Below are 18,386 nucleotides of genomic sequence, written 5' to 3'. Positions count from 1 at the left end.
GCATGCGCATCCTTTCTTATCGAAACTCGTTGAGATGATATGCAATCAAGAATAGAATTTCAAGAACTATTTTCGAGAATCGCAATGCCTTGATTCCCGTGCCGCGCTGTTGTCTTGATGTAGTCATGTCGTTTTCAGAAGGCGACTGCACGAAATATCAGGAGTCGGCTGCACTGCCAGAACTGGCCGCCTGCAAGGCAGCGTAGAGAGCGGTTTTTCCTACCTTGAGGCGTGCGGCGGCCTCGCGGACATTCAAGCCGTTGGCGACAAGCTCCCGCGCTCGTTGCAACTTGTCGGCAGTGACAACCGGCTTGCGTCCGCCTTTGCGCCCGCGTGCGGCGGCAGCGGTCAACCCGGCCTTGGTGCGCTCGCGGATCAGGTCGCGCTCGAACTGGCCCAGCGCACCGAACACATGGAAGATGAGCCGTCCGCCCGGCGTGGTGGTGTCGATGTTTTCAGTCAACGAGCGGAAGCCGACGCCCCGTGCTTCCAGCTTGCCGACCGTCTCAATCAGGTGCGGCAGGGAGCGGCCAAGCCGATCCAGCCGCCAGACGACCAGCACATCGCCATCGCGCAGATAAGCCAGCGCATCGGCCAAGCCGGGCCGGTCTGCCTTGGCCCCGGATGCCGTGTCCTCGAAAACCCGTTCGCAGCCTGCATTGCGCAGCGCATCCGTCTGCAAGGCGGTGTCCTGTTCCGCCGTCGATACCCGCGCATAGCCGATGAGTGCCATTTCCGCCAATTTGTCCGTTATACCGTCCGCCTATCTTATTGTCCGTCATCCCGTTGCGCAAGATGTTTTCGGACAGGCGTCCGGTTTGGCCGCCTAATGATCGTTTGGCGGACAAGGCGACTGGCATCAGCCGAACAGCTCGCTATGGGAGCCAAGCCGCGCCAGTCGCAGGGTGTCGGCGTCGGACTTGCGGTAGATCAGCAGCAGGTCGGGCTTGATGTGGCATTCGCGGTAGCCCGCCCAATCGCCGGAAAGATCGTGGTCGCGGTATCGCACATCCAGGGGCTGATCGGTCGCCAGCGCGACCAGAACCGGCTTGAGGTCATCATTCGTGCAGCGGACTCCTGATACTGTTCGTTCAATAGACGACTGCACAACAGCCTTCAAACCGCGTTGTCTGGTGCAGTCGTCTTCTGAAAATGACACGCGCCGGTTGCCTTGGCGGGCTTGTCACAAACCTACGTTTTCAAGAAGAAGGAAACCGCATGCCCCGCCGTTCGATCCTCTCCGCCGCCGAGCGCGAAAGCCTGCTGGCGTTGCCGGACACCAAGGATGAGTTGATCCGTCACTACACGTTCAGCGAAAGCGACCTCTCCATCATCCGGCAGCGGCGCGGCCCGGCCAATCGGCTGGGCTTCGCGGTGCAGCTCTGCTACCTGCGCTTTCCCGGCGTCATCCTTGGCGCTGATGAGCCACCGTTCCCGCCATTGCTGAGACTGGTCGCCAACCAGCTCAAGGTCGGCATCGAAAGCTGGGACGAGTACGGGCAGCGTGAGCAGACCCGACGCGAGCACCTGGTCGAGCTGCAAACGGTGTTCGGCTTCCAGCCGTTCACGATTGGCCACTACCGGCAGGCTGTCCAGTTGCTGACCGAGCTGGCCATGCAAACCGACAAGGGCATCGTGCTGGCCAGAGCCTTGATCGAGCACCTGCGGCGGCAGTCGGTCATTGTGCCCGCCCTCAACGCCGTCGAGCGGGCGAGCGCCGAAGCGATTACCCGCGCCAACCGGCGTCTCTACGACGCCTTGGCTGAGCCGCTGACGGACGTGCATCGCCGTCGCCTCGACGATCTGCTCAAGCGCCGCGACAACGGCAAGACGACGTGGCTGGCCTGGCTGCGGCAATCCCCGGTCAAACCGAACTCGCGGCACATGCTGGAACACATCGAACGCCTCAAGGCGTGGCAGGCGCTCGACCTGCCCTCCGGCATCGAGCGGCTGGTTCACCAGAACCGGCTGCTCAAGATCGCCCGCGAGGGCGGCCAGATGACGCCCGCCGACCTGGCGAAGTTCGAGCCGCAGCGGCGTTACGCGACCCTGGTGGCGCTCGCCATCGAGGGCATGGCCACCGTCACCGACGAAATCATCGACCTGCATGACCGCATCCTGGGCAAGCTGTTCAATGCCGCCAAGAACAAGCATCAGCAGCAGTTCCAGGCATCCGGCAAGGCGATCAATGCCAAGGTGCGGCTGTTCGGGCGCATCGGCCAGGCGCTGATCGAGGCCAAGCAAGCGGGCCGCGATCCGTTCGCCGCCATCGAGGCCGTCATGTCCTGGGATGCTTTCGCCGAGAGCGTCACCGAAGCGCAGCGGCTCGCGCAACCCGAGGACTTCGATTTCCTGCACCGCATCGGCGAGAGCTACGCCACGCTGCGCCGCTACGCGCCGGAATTTCTCGACGTGCTCAAGTTGCGGGCCGCGCCCGCCGCCAAGGACGTACTCGACGCCATCGAGGTGCTGCGCAGCATGAACAGCGACAACGCCCGCAAGGTGCCCACCGACGCGCCGACCGAGTTCATCAAGCCGCGCTGGCAGAAGCTGGTGATGACCGACACCGGCATCGACCGGCGCTACTACGAACTGTGCGCGCTGTCGGAGCTGAAGAACGCGCTGCGCTCCGGCGACATCTGGGTGCAAGGCTCGCGCCAGTTCAAGGACTTCGAGGACTACCTGGTGCCGCCCGCGAAATTCGCCAGCCTCAAGCAGGCCAGCGAATTGCCGCTGGCCGTGGCCACCGATTGCGACCAGTACCTGCATGACCGGCTGACGCTGCTGGAAACGCAGCTCGCCACCGTCAACCGCATGGCGCTGGCCAACGAGCTGCCGGACGCCATCATCACGGAGTCGGGCCTGAAGATCACGCCGCTCGATGCGGCGGTGCCCGATACCGCACAGGCCCTGATCGACCAGACGGCGATGATCCTACCGCACGTCAAGATCACCGAATTGCTGCTGGAGGTAGACGAATGGACGGGCTTCACCCGGCACTTCGCCCACCTGAAGTCAGGCGACCTGGCCAAGGACAAAAACCTGTTGCTGACCACGATCCTCGCCGACGCGATCAACCTGGGCCTGACCAAGATGGCGGAATCGTGCCCCGGCACGACCTACGCCAAGCTGGCCTGGCTGCAAGCCTGGCACATCCGCGACGAAACCTACGGGGCGGCACTGGCCGAGCTGGTCAACGCGCAGTTCCGACATCCCTTCGCCGAGCATTGGGGCGACGGCACCACGTCATCGTCGGACGGCCAGAACTTCCGCACCGGCAGCAAGGCCGAGAGCACCGGCCACATCAATCCGAAATACGGCAGCAGCCCAGGGCGGACGTTCTACACCCATATCTCCGACCAGTACGCGCCGTTCCACACCAAGGTCGTGAACGTCGGCGTGCGCGACTCGACCTACGTGCTCGACGGCCTGCTGTATCACGAATCCGACCTGCGGATCGAGGAGCACTACACCGACACGGCAGGGTTCACGGACCACGTCTTCGCGTTGATGCACCTGCTGGGCTTCCGCTTCGCCCCGCGCATTCGTGACCTGGGCGACACCAAGCTCTACATCCCGAAGGGCGATGCCACCTACGAGGCGTTGAAACCGATGATCGGCGGCACGCTCAACATCAAGCACGTCCGCGCCCATTGGGATGAAATCCTGCGGATGGCCACCTCGATCAAGCAGGGCACGGCGACGGCCTCGCTGATGCTCAGGAAGCTTGGCAGCTACCCGCGCCAGAACGGCCTGGCCGTCGCCCTGCGTGAGCTGGGACGCATCGAGCGCACACTGTTCATCCTGGACTGGCTGCAAAGCGTCGAGCTGCGCCGCCGCGTGCATGCCGGGCTGAACAAAGGCGAGGCGCGCAACGCGCTGGCCCGCGCCGTGTTCTTCAACCGCCTGGGGGAAATCCGCGACCGCAGCTTCGAGCAGCAGCGCTACCGGGCCAGCGGCCTCAACCTGGTGACGGCGGCCATCGTGCTATGGAACACGGTCTATCTGGAGCGGGCCGCGAACGCCTTGCGTGGCCACGGTCAAGCCGTCGATGACGGCCTGTTGCAGTACCTGTCGCCGCTCGGCTGGGAGCACATCAACCTGACCGGCGATTACCTCTGGCGCAGCAGCGCCAAGATCGGCGCGGGCAAGTTCAGGCCGCTACGGCCGCTGCAACCGGCTTAGCGTGCTTTATTTTCCGTTTTCTGAGACGACCCCCGCTAGGCGGCTATGCGGCGGTGGTGTTCGTGCTCGCGGCGGCCATCCTGGCGCTGCCGGTGCTCGCGCGCCTCGTGCTGCCCTTGCTCGCGCGCGGGCGCAGCGCGATCTGGCGGCTGGCGCACGCGCGCCTGGCGGCGGCGCCGGGGCAGGCGGTGGTGGCGGGGGCAGGGGTGATCGCCAGCGTCGCGCTCGCGGTGTCGATGGCGATCATGGTGAATTCCTTCCGCGTCTCGGTGGATGAGTGGCTCGCCCAGGTCTTGCCGGCAGACCTGTACGTGCGTGCCTCGGCGGCGAGTGGCAGCGGCTACCTCGATCCGCCTGCGCTCGTGGCGATCGCGGCCACGCCCGGCGTGGCGCGAGTAGAGACGACGCGGCTCGTGAACCTGCGCGTTTCGGACACCGAGCCGCTGTTCAGCGTGCTGGCGCGCGCGACGCAGGGCAACCGGGGGCTGCCGCTGGTGAGCGGATCGATGGAGCCGGTGGCCGGGGACGCGGAAGGCCTGCCTCCGGCCTGGGTGTCGGAGGCGGCTGCCGACCGCCACGATCTGGCGCGCGGCAGCCGCTTCGAGCTGCCGCTGGGAGGCCGGATGCAGGCCTTCCGCGTCGCCGGGGTGTGGCGCGACTACGCCCGCCAGCACGGCGCCGCGCTGATCGAGCGCCGCGACTACGTCGCCCTCACCGGCGACGACCGGGTAAACGACGCCGCGCTACTGCTCGAGCCGGGTGCCACTCCGTCAGCGGTGGCGCAGGCGCTGCGCGAGCGCTTCGGCGCCGAGCACATCACCATCGCGCTGCCGGGCGAGATCCGCGCGCTCAGCCTGCAGATATTCGATCGTACCTTCCTGATCACCTACCTGATGGAGGCGGTCGCGGTGGTGATCGGCCTGTTCGGCATCGCCACCACCTTCGCCGCGCTCGCCGCCACCCGCCAGGGCGAGTTCGGCATGCTGCGCCATCTCGGCTTCACGCGCGCCGAGATCGGTCGCCTGATCGCCACCGAGGGCGCGCTGACCGCAGGGCTGGGCGTGATCGCCGGACTCGCCGGCGGCGCGGCGATCGCCTGGGTGCTGATCGAGATCATCAACCGGCAGAGCTTCCACTGGAGCATGGAGCTGGCCGTGCCGTGGAGCGGGCTGGCGATCTTCGCCGTCTGCCTGGTGCTGCTGGCGGCGCTGGTGGCCCGGCTCGCCGGAAGGCACGCGATGCGGCGGTCGGCGGTGCTGGCGGTGAAGGCGGATTGGTAGGGGGTGAGGCGTGAGGAGTCAGGAGTCAGGAGCGGTGGGGGCGGGCAGGCTCGCGGCGGGCGTTGCGCTTGTGGCGCTGGAGAGGCGGCTTGTCCGGCTGCGCGTGCTGCTCCTGGGAGCGCTGATGCTGGTGTGCGGTGGGGCAGCGCAGGCGCAGGATTCCGGACCGCCCTACCCGCCGGTCGTGCCGGGCAAGGCGCTGGTGTTTCCGCAGGATTTCGGCGCGCATCCGGCCTATCGCACCGAGTGGTGGTACATCACCGGCTGGTTGCGCGATGCGGCGGGGGTGGAGCGCGGGTTCCAGCTCACCTTCTTCCGCGTGCGCACGCGCATCGGCGAGGACAACCCGAGCCGCTTCGCGCCACGCCAGTTGGTGCTCGCGCATGCCGCGGTGGCCGACCCGGCGACCGGCAGGCTGCGCCACGCCGAGCGCTCGGGACGCGCCTATCCCGGACTGGTCGAGGCGCTGGAAGGGCGTACCGCGGTACGGGTGGATGACTGGTTCCTCGAAGGAGGAGAGAGCCCGGCGGCCGGCTACCGCAGCCGCATCGAGGCGGAGGACTTCGGTTTCGAGCTCGAATTCACCCCGGACCGCGCGCCAGTGCCGAACGGGCGCGATGGCTACAGCCAGAAGGCGCCCGATCCGCTCAATGCCAGCTACTACTACAGCCGCCCGCAGCTCGCGGTGAGCGGCTCGCTGCGCCTGGATGGCGAGCCGGTGGCGGTGAGCGGCCATGCCTGGCTGGATCACGAGTGGTCGAGCGAGATCCTGCCCGAGGGCGCGCGCGGCTGGGACTGGATCGGCATCAACCTCGGCGACGGCGGCGGCCTGATGGCCTTCCGCATGCGCGACCACGAGGGCCGCGCGCTCTGGGCGGCCGCGACCACGAGCACGCGCGATGGCAGCGTCCGCATCCACCCGCCCACGGAGGTGCGCTTCGAACCGCTGCGCCGCTGGCGCTCGCCGCGCACCGGAATCGAGTACCCGGTGGAGTGGGCGGTCACGGTGGGCGAACGGCGCTACCGGCTGCGGCCGCTGATGGACGACCAGGAGCTCGACAGCCGCGCCTCCACCGGGGCGATCTATTGGGAGGGCGCGGTGCGCCTGCACGAGGCGGGGGGGGGTGCCGGGGAGGGCCCCGAGCTCGGGCGCGGCTACCTGGAGATGACCGGCTACGCCGAGCGCTTGCGCATGTAGAAACCATGAAGGGCCATCCGTTCCCTCTCCACCTGACCCCGTTGCACGGGAGCTCGCGGCAGAGCGAAATTCCGTCTGACGCGTAGAACGCCAACGCCCGCCGGACCAGCCACGCGAGCCCGGTGCCGGCAACACCTCATCGCGCCCGTTTCGCCAGCGCAGCCGTCAATGAAGCTGGCTGGATGCTGCCGGCCCTGGCGCCTGAAAGGCCGCGCGCGCCTGTGCAAGGCGTCCTTCCAGTTCGTCCTTGGACAAGACGTCCTGCTCATGCAGCCAAGAGAACTTTGCGATCTCGTCCTCGAGCGTGTTGCGCATGTCCAGTTCGCCATAGAGAGCAAGGAGCTGGTCCTTTCGCCGGCGGTTGATTTCATCGACGATCCGATCATGCTCGCGGTCCTGAATCACGAGGACGTTACCCGCTTGCGAGCGGAAAACCGAATACTTGACGGTTGCCCAGCGGTACCAGACAAGGCAGATCACCCCGATGAGAAGCCAGAAGCCTCGCCCCTGAAGCGAGTCGCCGGTGACCATCGCGTGCCCCAATTGCAGCACACCGATGACGCACCAGATCAGTCCGGCATTGCGCAGCCATTCGTTCCGCTCGATCGAGACCGAGGCCTTCGTCGGGAAGCCGGCGTACTGCACGTCGATGTCGCCGGAGCCGCTGCGGTCCTTGTACGCATAGTTGAAGCTGTCGTCGTTGAACGTGAACTTCAATCGGTTGGAACGCTTCTTCTGGTTGATTTCCACGGAGTCCTCCGGTTCATGGGTTGTCTTGCGCCGTCAGGCAAGCCGCTTGATCAGCGCCACGACGCCCAGCAGCAGTGTCAGTTTGGTAATCGACAGCAGGTTCCTGCTCATCTGCTCCTTCATCAGCGCTCGACCTTCACCCCGGACCCGCACCCACGGATAGAACACGAGCACGCCCCACAGGGCGACGGGCAGCAGCGCGACGAGCGCGAACCAGGCGACGCCGCCATCTCCGACCCGTAAGACAGCCTCGCCGGGGTTGAACGTCGCCCTCAACACCCAGGGCGTGGCGGGATCGTTGGTGCGCAGGACAGTGTGGCGGGCACCGGGCGCCGCACGGATATACACATCCCGCGACACCGCAAGACGAGCGCGCTCGCCCGTCTCCAGGATGTGGCCCTCGAGCGTGTAGCCGGGTGACAGGCTGAAGCCCGATGCGGGTGGTGTCAGGGCGGTCGTGACGAAGACCGCGTCTCTGGCCCAATCGGTGCGCAGCACGAGGCTGCCGTGCTCGACGGCGCCTCGAACGATCAGGAACGCGAGGGTCGCGACCACTATCGTCATCAGGATGGCGCTAGGTGCTGCGAGGGCTTGCAGCCGCCGCGATCGGCGCGTTGCGCGTTGCAGCGCCAAGCGGCCCTTGTGGTGCCGCTCGAGCAGCAAGGCAGCGGCGGACACCGGCTCGAGCGTTCGACGCCCCTCCTGGTCCAGGAAGTTGAAGTGCGTCGCGGATTCAAGGCAGGTCAGCAAGCGTGCAAGGGATTCATTCAGGTTGCCGCTGTTCAAGCGCTCGGCGTCGACGGCGAGGCTCACCTCGATCGAGTTGTCGTAGGTGCCGATCAGGACGCTCCCGCACTCCCAGGTGCCGACCAGGCGTACGAAGCGATGCAGGCGCCGGATGGAAACCTCCGGGTCCTGAACGCGGCCGAGCAGATCCGGTACTTCTTCTGCCTCCACCGGCAATGGCTGCAGATCGGGAAACGCCTTCTTCAATCGTTCGACGGTTTCACGCGCACGCGTGGACAGGGTCGCGCATGCTTCAGGGCTCTCGTCGGCCGCCCAACGCGCATCGCTCGTCAGGTCCGAGCCCTGCTGCAGAAGGCGGAGGTGGCCGAGCACGAGGTCGAAACTGTAGCTATGCTGCATGCGTTTCCCGCCGATCAGGAGCTGCCCTGGATTATGCCGAAGAACTTCAAGCCCACAAGGTACAACCGACTTGTGATGGGCATGTTGCTGTCGTTTCTGGCTACCGGCCACAGCCAGGCCAACGACCATGCTGCCGGCCGGAACTTGCGTCCGACGGCGGTAGCCCTTCACATCCACGAGGAGATCGCCGACCAACGCTTTGTTCCGAAACTGGTCGCGCGCCTGCAAGGCAGCCTTGCACCACCGATCGTGACGATCCCGACCAAGATGGATCTCGCGCCTTTTCGGCCAACGCTCGGGCTCATGGATGCGCGTCCGCTCCTCGATGCATTGATCGGCAGCATCGACTGGCGAGGGGATGGAACGGTCGTTCGCGTCGTCGTGATCGCCGACGACATGCAATTGAAACCGGCGCGTTTCAACTTTGCCGCCAGTGCGGGAGACACGAGTACGCCGTTTCACCTTTCGATCGTTTCGCTTGCAAGGCTGCAGCAACTCACCGACCGTGGGCGCGTGGATCGCGACCCCGACCGCACCGCGCAACGCGCGTTCAAGCTGATCGCCAAGAACACCGCCCGACTCATGGGATACGCGTCGAGCGATGCCTGCCTTTTCGCCTTTCCCCGCAGCCTTTCCGAACTCGATGCCACGCCTGAGAACTTCTGCGAGCCGGATCTCTCGGCCCTTGTCGCGGCGGGCATCGCTCGATCGCCGCAGTGATTGCCCAAGGACGCAGCGGTGCAGCGAGACTCAAAACCTGTGATCCGGAGTGGCGTCCTTCCTCGTCGGCCATTGCCCTGAATGCGATAATGGCAGCTTTCCAGACTCGAACAGGATTCCCCACGTGATTCTCGTGACAGGCGGCGCCGGCTTCATCGGCGCGAACTTCGTGCTCGACTGGCTCCAGGGTTCGGAAGAGCCGGTGATCAACCTCGACGCGCTGACCTATGCCGGCAACCGCGAGACGCTCGCGCGCCTGGAAGGCGACGCGCGGCACCTCTTCGTGCATGGCGACATCTGCGACCGCGCCCTGGTCGAGCGCCTGTTCGCCGAATACAAGCCGCGCGCGGTGGTGCACTTCGCCGCGGAGAGCCACGTCGACCGCTCCATCCACGGTCCCGGCGCCTTCGTGCGCACCAACGTAGACGGCACCTTCACCCTGCTCGAAGCGGCGCGCGCGCACTGGAGCGCGCTTCCCGCCGGCGAGCGCGAGGCCTTCCGCTTCCTGCACGTGAGCACCGACGAGGTCTACGGCTCGCTCGGCCCGAACGATCCCGCCTTCACCGAGACCAAGGCCTACGAGCCCAACAGCCCCTACTCGGCGAGCAAGGCGGCGAGCGACCACCTGGTGCGCGCCTGGCATCACACCTACGGCCTGCCGGTGCTCACCACCAACTGCTCGAACAACTACGGCCCCTACCAGTTCCCCGAGAAGCTGATCCCGCTGATGATCGTGAACGCGCTCGCCGGCAAGCCGCTGCCGATCTACGGCGACGGCCAGAACGTGCGCGACTGGCTCTACGTGGGCGATCACTGCAGCGCGATCCGCGAAGTGCTGGCGCGCGGCCGCCTCGGCGAGACCTACAACGTCGGCGGATGGAACGAGATGGCCAACCTCGAGATCGTGCACACCCTGTGTGCGCTGCTCGACGAGCTGCGCCCGAGTGCAGCCGGCAGCCACGCCCGCCTGATCACCTATGTCAAGGATCGCCCCGGCCACGACCGCCGCTACGCGATCGACGCGCGCAAGATCGAACGCGAGCTCGGCTGGCGGCCGGCGGAGACCTTCCAGAGCGGCATCCGCAAGACCGTGCGGTGGTACCTGGACAACCCGGCCTGGATCGCCAACGTGCAGAGCGGCGCCTATCGCGACTGGGTGGCGCGCAACTACGCCGGACGCGAGGCCCGCGCATGAAGATCCTGCTGCTCGGCAAGAACGGCCAGGTCGGCTGGGAGCTGCAGCGCGCGCTCGCGCCGGTCGGCACCGTCGTCGCACTCGACCGTGGCGGCGCCGACGGCCTGCATGGCGACCTCGAGGACCTCGATGGCATCGACCGCACCGTGCGCAGCCTGGCCCCCGACGTGATCGTCAACGCCGCCGCCTACACCGCTGTCGACAAGGCCGAGACCGATGTCGAGCGCGCGCAGCGCATCAACGCGGAGGCGCCGGGCGTGCTGGCCCGGGCCGCGGCGACCGTGGGCGCGCTGCTGGTGCATTACTCGACCGACTACGTCTTCGACGGCAGCGGTGACACCCCCTGGCGCGAGAATGCCCCGACCGCACCGCTTTCCGTGTACGGCCGCAGCAAGCTCGCCGGAGAGGAGGCGATCCGCGCCGCGGGCTGCCGTCACCTGATCCTGCGCACCTCCTGGGTGTATGCGGCGCGCGGCGGCAACTTCGCCCGCACGATGCTGCGCCTCGCGGCCGAGCGCGAACGCCTGACCGTCATCGCCGACCAGCACGGCGCACCCACCGGCGCGGAGCTGATCGCCGACGTCAGCGCGCATGCCCTCCGTGCCGAACACGCGGACCGCAGCCTGGGCGGCACCTATCACCTCGCCGCGGGCGGCGAGACGAGCTGGCATGGCTACGCAAGCTTCGTGATTGAGCAAGCGCGCAAGCTCGGGGCGACGCTCAAGGCAGGCGAGATCGCGCCGATCGGCACCCGCGACTATCCGACCGCCGCGGCGCGGCCGCTCAATTCACGGCTCGACACCTCGCGGCTGCGCGAACGTTTCGGTCTCGCGCTGCCCGACTGGCGCGACGGCGTCGCCCGCATGCTGCGCGAGATCCTGGACTGAAGCACCCGGCCGAACGACAGAACAACGCAAGGACCCGATTCATGACCATCAAGAGCGTGATCCTCTCCGGCGGCTCCGGCACCCGACTGTGGCCGGCGTCGCGCGAGAGCTATCCCAAGCAACTCCTCCCCCTTACCGGCGAGCGCTCGCTGCTGCAGGAGACCGCGCTGCGCCTGAAGGACTTCCCCGGCGGCGAGGTCGACCCGCGTCCGCTGGTCGTCACCAACGAGGAGTATCGCTTCATCATCGCCGAACAACTCCGCCAGATCGGCGTACGTTCGCCACAGATCGTACTCGAGCCGGTGGGACGCAACACCGCGCCGGCGCTCACTTTGGCCGCGCTGGTTGCGGTGGAGGAGGGCGATCCGATCCTGCTGGTGATGCCTGCCGACCACGTCATCACCGAACAGGTCGCTTTCCAGCATGCGATCGCGATCGGCGCCAAGGCGGCAGCCAAGGGTGCACTGGTGACCTTCGGCATCGTGCCCGACCACCCCGAGACCGGCTACGGCTACCTCCGCAGCGGCGAGGCGCTGGCGGAGGGCGAGGGCGCGCGCGCACTGCTCGAGTTCGTCGAGAAACCCGACCGCGCCACCGCCGAGGCCTACGTGGCGAGCGGCGCCTACTACTGGAACAGCGGCATCTTCATGATGAAGGCCTCGGTGTGGTTGGCGGCGATCCGTCGCTTCGCGCCCGAAATGGCCGCGGCCTGCACGACGGCGGTCACCGGCTGCACCCACGACGCGGACTTCATCCGTCTCGACACCGCCGCCTTCGAGCGCAGCCCGAGCGACTCGATCGACTACGCAGTCATGGAGAAGCTCGCCGAAGCGCCGGAGCTTGGGCAGGGCGTGGTCGTGCCGCTGTCGGCCGGGTGGTCCGACGTGGGCGCCTGGGACGCGCTGTGGGCGGTGTCGGCCAAGGACGGGGAGGGTAACGCCGCGCGCGGCGAGGTCCTCTTCGAGGCCTGCCGCAACACCCTGGTGCACGCCGGCAGCCGCCTGGTCGCCGCGGTGGGCTGCGAGGACATGGTGGTGGTCGAGACCCCCGACGCGGTGATGGTCGCGCACAAGGATCGCACGCAGGACGTCAAGAAGGTGGTCGCGCGCCTGAAGGCCGAGGGCCGCACGCTCACCCAGAGCCATCGCAAGGTCTATCGTCCCTGGGGCTGGTACGACTCGATCGACGCCGGCGAGCGCTTCCAGGTCAAGCGCATCGTGGTCAATCCGGGCGCCAAGCTCAGCCTGCAGATGCACCACCACCGCGCCGAGCACTGGATCGTGGTGAAGGGTACGGCGGAGGTCACCAACGGCGAGCGCAGCTTCCTGCTCGCCGAGAACGAATCGACCTACATCCCGCTCGGCCACACCCACCGCCTGTCGAACCCGGGCAAGGTCCCGCTCGAGATCATCGAGGTGCAGTCGGGCAGCTACCTCGGCGAGGACGACATCGTCCGCTTCGAGGACACTTACGGCCGCAGCACGGCCTGAGCGTCGGACCAGCCGCTGCCGCCCGGTACGCGAAGCGGCGCGTGTATAATGCGCGCCGCTTCACTTGTGCTGAAGTGTGCGGGGATGGCGGAATTGGTAGACGCACTGGATTTAGGTTCCAGCGCCGCAAGGCGTGAGAGTTCGAGTCTCTTTCCCCGCACCAGGGTTTTCAATCTGGCATTGCACGCGCGTGCTGCAGCGTTCCCGCAAGCGCGCTCGCGGCCAGGAAGTCCCCCTGCAGTAGGTGCAACTAAAACAGCGAGAATATGTGTTATGTAAACAAATACCCGACATGGCATCTCGGTGCGAAGAATTCGCCGTTCATTTAACTAAAGTTGTTACCAGTATTTTAGTAATTTTGTAACCACCGTCGTGGAGAGCTACAAGGGCCTGACGCGAATGGCTAGTCACTATTTGCCCGTTTCGTATCTGTCTCTTCCTTACTCGTAAGAGCGATCTCTTCTGGTGCACGGCTCTTGACGCGTCGCCTCCTAAGATTTGCAATTTCTTGCCGAAGTTGGCCGATTTCCTCAGCTTGGACGTTAAGCCTGACCGTTGCCTCTTGCCGGAGTTGATCAGCCACCTCGTGCCGCACTCTCACCGCTGCAAGGTCACGCTCCGATATGGAGAGTTGGGCCTCAGCTTTCTCGAGGCTGCTTCGCAGGGTCTCCATTGAGGCTGTTGCCTCTGTCAGCCTCTCGCATATCTTGACGCTCTCTGCCTTGAGTCGAGCGCAGTCCTCACGCAACGCAATGATCTCCTCTCGCGCAGTGGCAGCGTCCTTGCGTGTGCGCTCTACCTCTTCGTTCTGCTGCCTCCGCTCCTTGCTTGCGGTTTGACGCTCGTTGTCCAGTTGCTGCAACAGTCGATGGGTCTCCAGGCGGTGATGTTCATTAGCTTGCTCGATGGCGAGTCTCGCCGCGTCCAGCGAGGAGAACTGGCGCACGAGTTCGGCATCCTTTTCGTCGATCGTGCGCTGGTGCTCAAGGACCCTATGCGACTCTTCGGCCAGCTTCTTCTGAGACTCCGCGAGGTTGGCCTCCAGGTCTCCGATCCTCATTCTCAAGGCCGCGACCTCACTCTCCATGCGTAGGCGGAGTTGATGGGATTCGAGGGCACGCTCGTTTGCCTCCTGAGCGGTTGCCTCCATTTCTCTGGATCGCTTGTCCAGATGGGCCTCCCGCTCCCTGAGGCCCTCCTCAGCAAGTCTCTTGGCAACCTGCACCATATCGCCAAGTGCGCGATCGATGATCGTTACGAAGGCCTCGGGGATCCCGTCCACCGTCCGCACGGGCACCTGCAACGTGTTTGCCATGGCACTCCAGAACTCTTGGATGTGGTTCTGGACGACGGCGTTGCTGCCTTTCTGGCCAACATACCGGTCACTGGAGAGTAGTTCTTGAACCGCTGGGCGGGTTGGTCGTTCCCCCTTGGCGAGGATCTCGTAGCAGGCCTGACGGACATGCTCGTATGTAATAACGGAGCTACGGCTCATTTTTTGGGCTCGGGTTTTCGACCAATTTCAGGATGGTAGCCGCCTTGGCGGTAGAAACACAATATACAGGGCAGCGCTGTCCGGTGTCCGGACAAATCCGGCCGTATAATCATTAAATTTAGACATTATTCCTATAATGTGTAGTAACGTGCGGAATCCGCCGTTCTGGAGGTGACCCTCGTGAATTTGATGCCCCGAAACGCGTTCGGCCCGTTGGAACTGGTCAACTTGCCAAGCGAACTCAACGGAAGTGTCGGTAATAACCGCGCCGTTGGCGGTCGGCCGCAGATTTCGGCGCAGAACGACGTCGATGCCGTCAAAGCGTGGCTCGCCCGCTTTGTCGAGACCCGAACGACGTTCGATAGCTACCGAAAGGAGGCTGAGCGCCTCCTCCTCTGGTCGGTCACGGAGTTGGGCAAACCCCTTTCCAGCCTCAGTCACGAGGATCTGTTGTTGTACAGGCGATTTCTCGCAGATCCACAGCCCGTTGCACGCTGGGTCATGGCCAAAGGCCGCAAATGGCCCCGAAACGATCCTGCCTGGAGACCGTTTTCTGGGTCGCTGTCTGCCAGCAGTCAGCGACAAGCGATTGTCATCCTGAACACGATGTTCGCCTGGCTTGTGAATGCTGGGTACCTTGCCGGCAATCCACTATCCATCTCTCGACAGCGCCAGCGGCGGTCGAAGCCCCGAATCACCCGATTCCTCGATGAGCCTACCTGGGTGGAAGTCAAGGCATCGATCGAAGCGATGCCAAACGAGACGGATCGCGAGCGCGAGCATTACTTCCGCGTGCGCTGGCTCTTTAGTCTGCTCTACCTGTGCGGCCTTCGTATCACGGAGGTCACGACCAATACCATGGGGTGCTTCTTTTCCCGGCGTGACCGAAACGGGGACGACCTTTGGTGGCTTGAAGTAACGGGCAAAGGTGAGAAGACGAGGATCGTCCCTGCCACGAACGAACTGATGATGGAGTTGGTGCGCTACCGCCGGGAGTACGCGTTGGCGCCCTATCCAGTTCCAGGCGAGCCGACCCCCCTCCTCCTTCCAATCGGCGGACAGCGTCGGGCTCTGACGCGCGGGGCCGTGCATCTAGTCGTGAAAGAAGTCTTTGAGCGTGCAGCGAAGCGAGTTGAGGAGCGTGGCGATGAGTTTGTGTCGCGGGCAAACGCACTGCGTGCGGCTTCGGCGCACTGGCTACGTCACACGGCCGGTTCGAACATGGCAGGCGCCGAGGTCGACTTGCGGTTCGTCCGCGATAACTTAGGCCACGAGTCAATCACAACCACGAGCCTATACCTCCATGGCGACGATGATGAACGCCACAAGGCTACAGAGCGCGGTCACCGCATCGCCTGGTCCTGATGCTGGTGTGCGGGCCCTCGATTGATCTCTAACTCAGGCCCGATGCAACACGGCCGCCGTTGCGATCCTCGAACTCAAGAAGCTTAGAGGGTGGAAGCTCCAGCGCGTTTGCCAAGCGAATGATGTTCAGAAGCGCGATGTTCCGCTGTCCACGCTCAACGCCGCCTAAGTAACTCCGCGCGAGACCGCTCTCAAGCGCGAGGTATTCCTGGGACCATCCGCGGCTTCGGCGAAGCTCGGCAAGGTGCTTACCGAAGAGGACCCTGGGGTCGGAGGAAGAAGTCACAGCAGTCGGAAATGGATTTTCGACTGATGCTAGGAGTGTGGCCTCTATGAGGCGACGCTCTATGAGTGACAATGGGCGCGCCGACACGTACTATTCCCACTCGATTCTGACGACTTAGACGACGAGACTTCGTGCAGACAAGGGATAAAGCAAGCGTCATTCGGACGTTGCGTGGGCATCTGCATCGGCGGGAGCATGCCGCCTTTGTCACTTTATTTCTCGACGGTGAGGTTCAGGTTTTCCGGAGGAACGACGACTACTTGAAGGCCCTCGCCGGCGAGGCCTTATGTCTCCTCCTCGAAGCACCGCAAGCCGCAGAGGATCTGCTGACTGAGTATGAGCAGCTCCTTCTCGCCGGCGAGATATCAGCTCCTTACTCGACCGTTATCGGCCTCGCCGAGCGCCTGGATTCAAGCACGTTGCACGCTATCGCGAGGACACTTCGCGACGAGCATCGACGTTGGTCCGAACGACGCCAGAATACCAATCGAAAGCAGTTGGAAGCAGCCAAGGCTCTTTCCGAGCCCGTCATTGAAGTGCGGCGCGTTGTCAGCAGCACACTTATGCGCTTCGGCGATCCAAACGCGTCCGACGCAATGGGAATCCGGCGTTCGGTTTTCAGGAGTAGCCAGGAGAGAGCGTTTCTCAAGGCCTTGTCGCTGAGATTTCCCGCGCTACTTGCGCTGCCGAATTATCCACTTGACCAGATGATCGAGTTCAGTCGCCTGCGTGAGCTCGTAGGTAAGTCGACGTGGGCCTACGCAAAAAACTCCCGGGTCGATGCGGTGCTGATCGTGCCGGATGAAGGGGATCCCGTTGCCGCGTTCGAGCTCGATAGCTCATATCATGATCGGCCCGAAATCAAGACCCGCGATGAGATGAAGAACGCGATTTTCGGTCTCGTTGGACTTCCCTTTTATCGTCTGCGCGCCGAATCTCCGGAGACGATGACGACAGACGACTGGTATGCATTCCTGACGGAAGAAGTCGCTCCAAACATTGACGTCGGTAAGCGGTTACGAACGCGATCCACTGGAACGAAGTTCATTCCCGCCTAAGGCGTCGCTGCTGGCCTCCACAAGCACCGCTGGACCATGATGGGCTGAGCCCTCGTCCCCGTTCCACTCCTCGAGAAAGCGCTCGACGAAGGAGGCCATGAACTGGTGTCGCTCCTGCGCGAGCAGGCGTCCGGTCGCGGTGTTCATGCGGTCCTTCAGCAGAAAGAGCTTTTCGTAGAAGTGATTGACGCTGGTCCCCTTCGCGGCCTTGTAGGCATCAGCGGTCGCGTGCAGTACGGGCGGGACTTCAGGGTCGTACATCAGGCGACCCGCATGGCCGCCGTATGCGAAACAGCGGGCGATACCGATCGCTCCGATCGCATCGAGCCGGTCGGCATCCTGGACGCACTGCCCCTCGAGCGTCCGCATGGGCTGCCGGACCCCTGCGCCTTTGAACGAGATCGTCGCCACGATCTCGACGACCGGCTCAACGAGGTCGTCGCCGGCGCCTTCCTCGCGCAGCAGCCACTCGGCTTCGCGTGGCCCGATGGCGTCGTCACCCCCGTGGAACTTCCAGTCGGCGATGTCATGGACGAGTGCGGCCAACTCGACCACGTCGAGCCTCGCGCCCTCGGCCACGGCGATCTTCCGGGCCAGGCGCCAGACACGGTGGATGTGGTGCCAGTCATGGCCCGAGGCCTCCTCGGCGAACCGGGACCGGATGCGTGCGGCGACACGCTGCACCAGGTTGTCGGCGTCCAGCCGTACCCCATCGCCCGCCGCGACGGCAGTGTTGGGATCAGAGTTTGTAGGCAACTTTCCCCTCCGCGATCGTCACCTGCCCGCGCTGCTGAAGTTCGGCAAGCAGCTTCTTCAGGTTGGCGTCGGAAATCGGCTGGTTCGTACGCTGCTTGATCAGGGCCTGGATCGTGGTCATCAGGGTCGCCTCCTTGCGCGGTCGCGAGTTGCCGCGCTTGCGAAGGTCCTCGAGGACGAGCGCAAGGCGTTCCTGATGGGTGTCCCGGGTCGGCGCGACGGCTGCAGGCGCACTGGCGGCGACAGCGGTCGGCTTCACGACCGGTGGAGTCGGGTTGTCGCCTTCAGGCAGGGGCAGCGCACCTGGCGCGGGCGCGGACTCTCGCGGCCGGGGGCAGCGGAAGTCGCCGCGCTGGTTCAGCACGATCTGCAACTTCTCCTTGATCGACTTCGATCCGAGGAGGCTGTTGAGGGTACGGCAGCAGGCGACACAGTTCTCCTCGCTGTTCGTGCCCCCGTTGGCGCTGGCCACCAGATGCTCGATGGAGGCCTCACCGCGAGGCAAGGGCTGCCGGCAGAAGAAACACTGGCCGCCCTGCATGAAGAGAAGCCGATCGAGGTGTGGAGTGCTCATG

General features: G+C 64.8%; 17 protein-coding genes and 1 tRNA gene. 10 read left to right on the top strand and 8 right to left on the bottom strand.

Going from position 1 to position 18,386, the window contains the following annotated elements; translation table 11 throughout:
* Positions 1–157: 157 nt before the first annotated feature.
* Together TMZ1T_RS10620 and TMZ1T_RS10615 are read right to left on the bottom strand one after the other, a co-directional pair.
* The gene (locus tag TMZ1T_RS10620; protein WP_001173919.1) at positions 158–733 is read right to left on the bottom strand and encodes a recombinase family protein; all 576 of its coding nucleotides are present in this window, start codon (positions 731–733) and stop codon (positions 158–160) included.
* Positions 734–859: 126 nt separating this feature from the next.
* Positions 860–1,159 (bottom strand): type II toxin-antitoxin system YafQ family toxin, encoded by a 300-nt coding sequence (locus tag TMZ1T_RS10615; RefSeq protein ID WP_196240184.1) that lies wholly within the window; start codon positions 1,157–1,159, stop codon positions 860–862.
* 59 nt (positions 1,160–1,218) lie between these two features.
* On the opposite strand from TMZ1T_RS10615, the gene TMZ1T_RS10610 reads away from it, so the two are divergent.
* From TMZ1T_RS10610 to TMZ1T_RS10600, 3 genes are all read left to right on the top strand, one after another.
* Positions 1,219–4,185: a Tn3-like element ISPa38 family transposase gene (locus tag TMZ1T_RS10610; protein WP_003100881.1), complete on the top strand. Its 2,967-nt coding sequence runs from the start codon at positions 1,219–1,221 to the stop codon at positions 4,183–4,185.
* Between the two features lie 53 nt (positions 4,186–4,238).
* Complete coding sequence (locus TMZ1T_RS10605; RefSeq protein WP_012585399.1) at positions 4,239–5,465, top strand: ABC transporter permease; 1,227 nt, start codon at positions 4,239–4,241, stop codon at positions 5,463–5,465.
* A 106-nt stretch (positions 5,466–5,571) separates the two neighbouring features.
* A complete protein-coding gene (locus TMZ1T_RS10600) occupies positions 5,572–6,663 on the top strand; it encodes a carotenoid 1,2-hydratase (protein WP_041589846.1) in 1,092 nt (363 codons plus the stop codon).
* Between the two features lie 165 nt (positions 6,664–6,828).
* On the opposite strand, the gene TMZ1T_RS10595 is transcribed toward TMZ1T_RS10600, so the two are convergent.
* Both TMZ1T_RS10595 and TMZ1T_RS10590 read right to left on the bottom strand, forming a co-directional pair.
* Positions 6,829–7,413, bottom strand: a complete 585-nt coding sequence (locus tag TMZ1T_RS10595; protein ID WP_004310869.1) for a hypothetical protein — start codon at positions 7,411–7,413, stop codon at positions 6,829–6,831.
* Positions 7,414–7,446: 33 nt separating this feature from the next.
* Positions 7,447–8,559 (bottom strand): hypothetical protein, encoded by a 1,113-nt coding sequence (locus TMZ1T_RS10590; protein WP_012585397.1) that lies wholly within the window; start codon positions 8,557–8,559, stop codon positions 7,447–7,449.
* Between TMZ1T_RS10590 and TMZ1T_RS10585 the strand changes: the two genes are divergently transcribed.
* The 5 genes from TMZ1T_RS10585 (at position 8,521) to TMZ1T_RS10565 (ending at position 13,014) form a co-directional block, all read left to right on the top strand.
* Positions 8,521–9,279, top strand: coding sequence for a hypothetical protein (locus TMZ1T_RS10585; RefSeq protein WP_261788891.1), 759 nt, complete (start codon positions 8,521–8,523; stop codon positions 9,277–9,279). The genes TMZ1T_RS10590 and TMZ1T_RS10585 overlap by 39 nt on opposite strands.
* Positions 9,280–9,403: 124 nt before the next feature.
* Positions 9,404–10,474 carry a dTDP-glucose 4,6-dehydratase gene (rfbB, locus tag TMZ1T_RS10580; protein WP_004310864.1) on the top strand — a complete coding sequence of 357 codons (1,071 nt, stop codon included), beginning with the start codon at positions 9,404–9,406 and terminating at the stop codon, positions 10,472–10,474.
* On the top strand, positions 10,471–11,361 hold the full coding sequence (gene rfbD / locus TMZ1T_RS10575; protein ID WP_012585395.1) for a dTDP-4-dehydrorhamnose reductase: 891 nt from the start codon (positions 10,471–10,473) through the stop codon (positions 11,359–11,361). Before rfbB ends, rfbD begins: the two co-directional genes overlap by 4 nt.
* A 41-nt stretch (positions 11,362–11,402) precedes the next feature.
* On the top strand, positions 11,403–12,851 hold the full coding sequence (locus TMZ1T_RS10570; protein ID WP_012585394.1) for a mannose-1-phosphate guanylyltransferase/mannose-6-phosphate isomerase: 1,449 nt from the start codon (positions 11,403–11,405) through the stop codon (positions 12,849–12,851).
* A gap of 78 nt (positions 12,852–12,929) precedes the next feature.
* A tRNA-Leu gene (locus tag TMZ1T_RS10565) sits at positions 12,930–13,014 on the top strand.
* Positions 13,015–13,254: 240 nt separating this feature from the next.
* Here the strand turns inward: TMZ1T_RS10565 and TMZ1T_RS10560 are convergent.
* Positions 13,255–14,346, bottom strand: coding sequence for a DNA-binding protein (locus tag TMZ1T_RS10560; RefSeq protein WP_012585393.1), 1,092 nt, complete (start codon positions 14,344–14,346; stop codon positions 13,255–13,257).
* 189 nt (positions 14,347–14,535) lie between these two features.
* Between TMZ1T_RS10560 and TMZ1T_RS10555 the strand changes: the two genes are divergently transcribed.
* The gene (locus TMZ1T_RS10555; protein WP_041589653.1) at positions 14,536–15,711 is read left to right on the top strand and encodes a tyrosine-type recombinase/integrase; all 1,176 of its coding nucleotides are present in this window, start codon (positions 14,536–14,538) and stop codon (positions 15,709–15,711) included.
* A gap of 28 nt (positions 15,712–15,739) precedes the next feature.
* On the opposite strand, the gene TMZ1T_RS20580 is transcribed toward TMZ1T_RS10555, so the two are convergent.
* Entirely contained in the window at positions 15,740–15,997 is a 258-nt protein-coding gene (locus TMZ1T_RS20580; RefSeq protein WP_012585391.1) for a helix-turn-helix domain-containing protein, read from the bottom strand.
* A 131-nt stretch (positions 15,998–16,128) separates the two neighbouring features.
* On the opposite strand from TMZ1T_RS20580, the gene TMZ1T_RS20575 reads away from it, so the two are divergent.
* Positions 16,129–17,055, top strand: a complete 927-nt coding sequence (locus TMZ1T_RS20575; RefSeq protein WP_012585390.1) for a DUF2726 domain-containing protein — start codon at positions 16,129–16,131, stop codon at positions 17,053–17,055.
* On the opposite strand, the gene TMZ1T_RS10550 is transcribed toward TMZ1T_RS20575, so the two are convergent.
* Positions 17,014–17,811, bottom strand: coding sequence for an HD domain-containing protein (locus TMZ1T_RS10550; RefSeq protein WP_012585389.1), 798 nt, complete (start codon positions 17,809–17,811; stop codon positions 17,014–17,016). The genes TMZ1T_RS20575 and TMZ1T_RS10550 overlap by 42 nt on opposite strands.
* The gene (locus TMZ1T_RS10545) at positions 17,795–18,385 is read right to left on the bottom strand and encodes an HNH endonuclease (protein WP_041589652.1); all 591 of its coding nucleotides are present in this window, start codon (positions 18,383–18,385) and stop codon (positions 17,795–17,797) included. Before TMZ1T_RS10545 ends, TMZ1T_RS10550 begins: the two co-directional genes overlap by 17 nt.
* Between the last annotated feature and the right edge of the window lies 1 nt (position 18,386).

The organism is Thauera aminoaromatica, from assembly GCF_000021765.1.
GTDB classification, from domain to species: Bacteria; Pseudomonadota; Gammaproteobacteria; order Burkholderiales; family Rhodocyclaceae; genus Thauera; species Thauera aminoaromatica.
The sequence above is the reverse complement of the archived record's forward strand: the minus strand, read 5'-3'. Positions and strand labels throughout refer to the sequence as shown.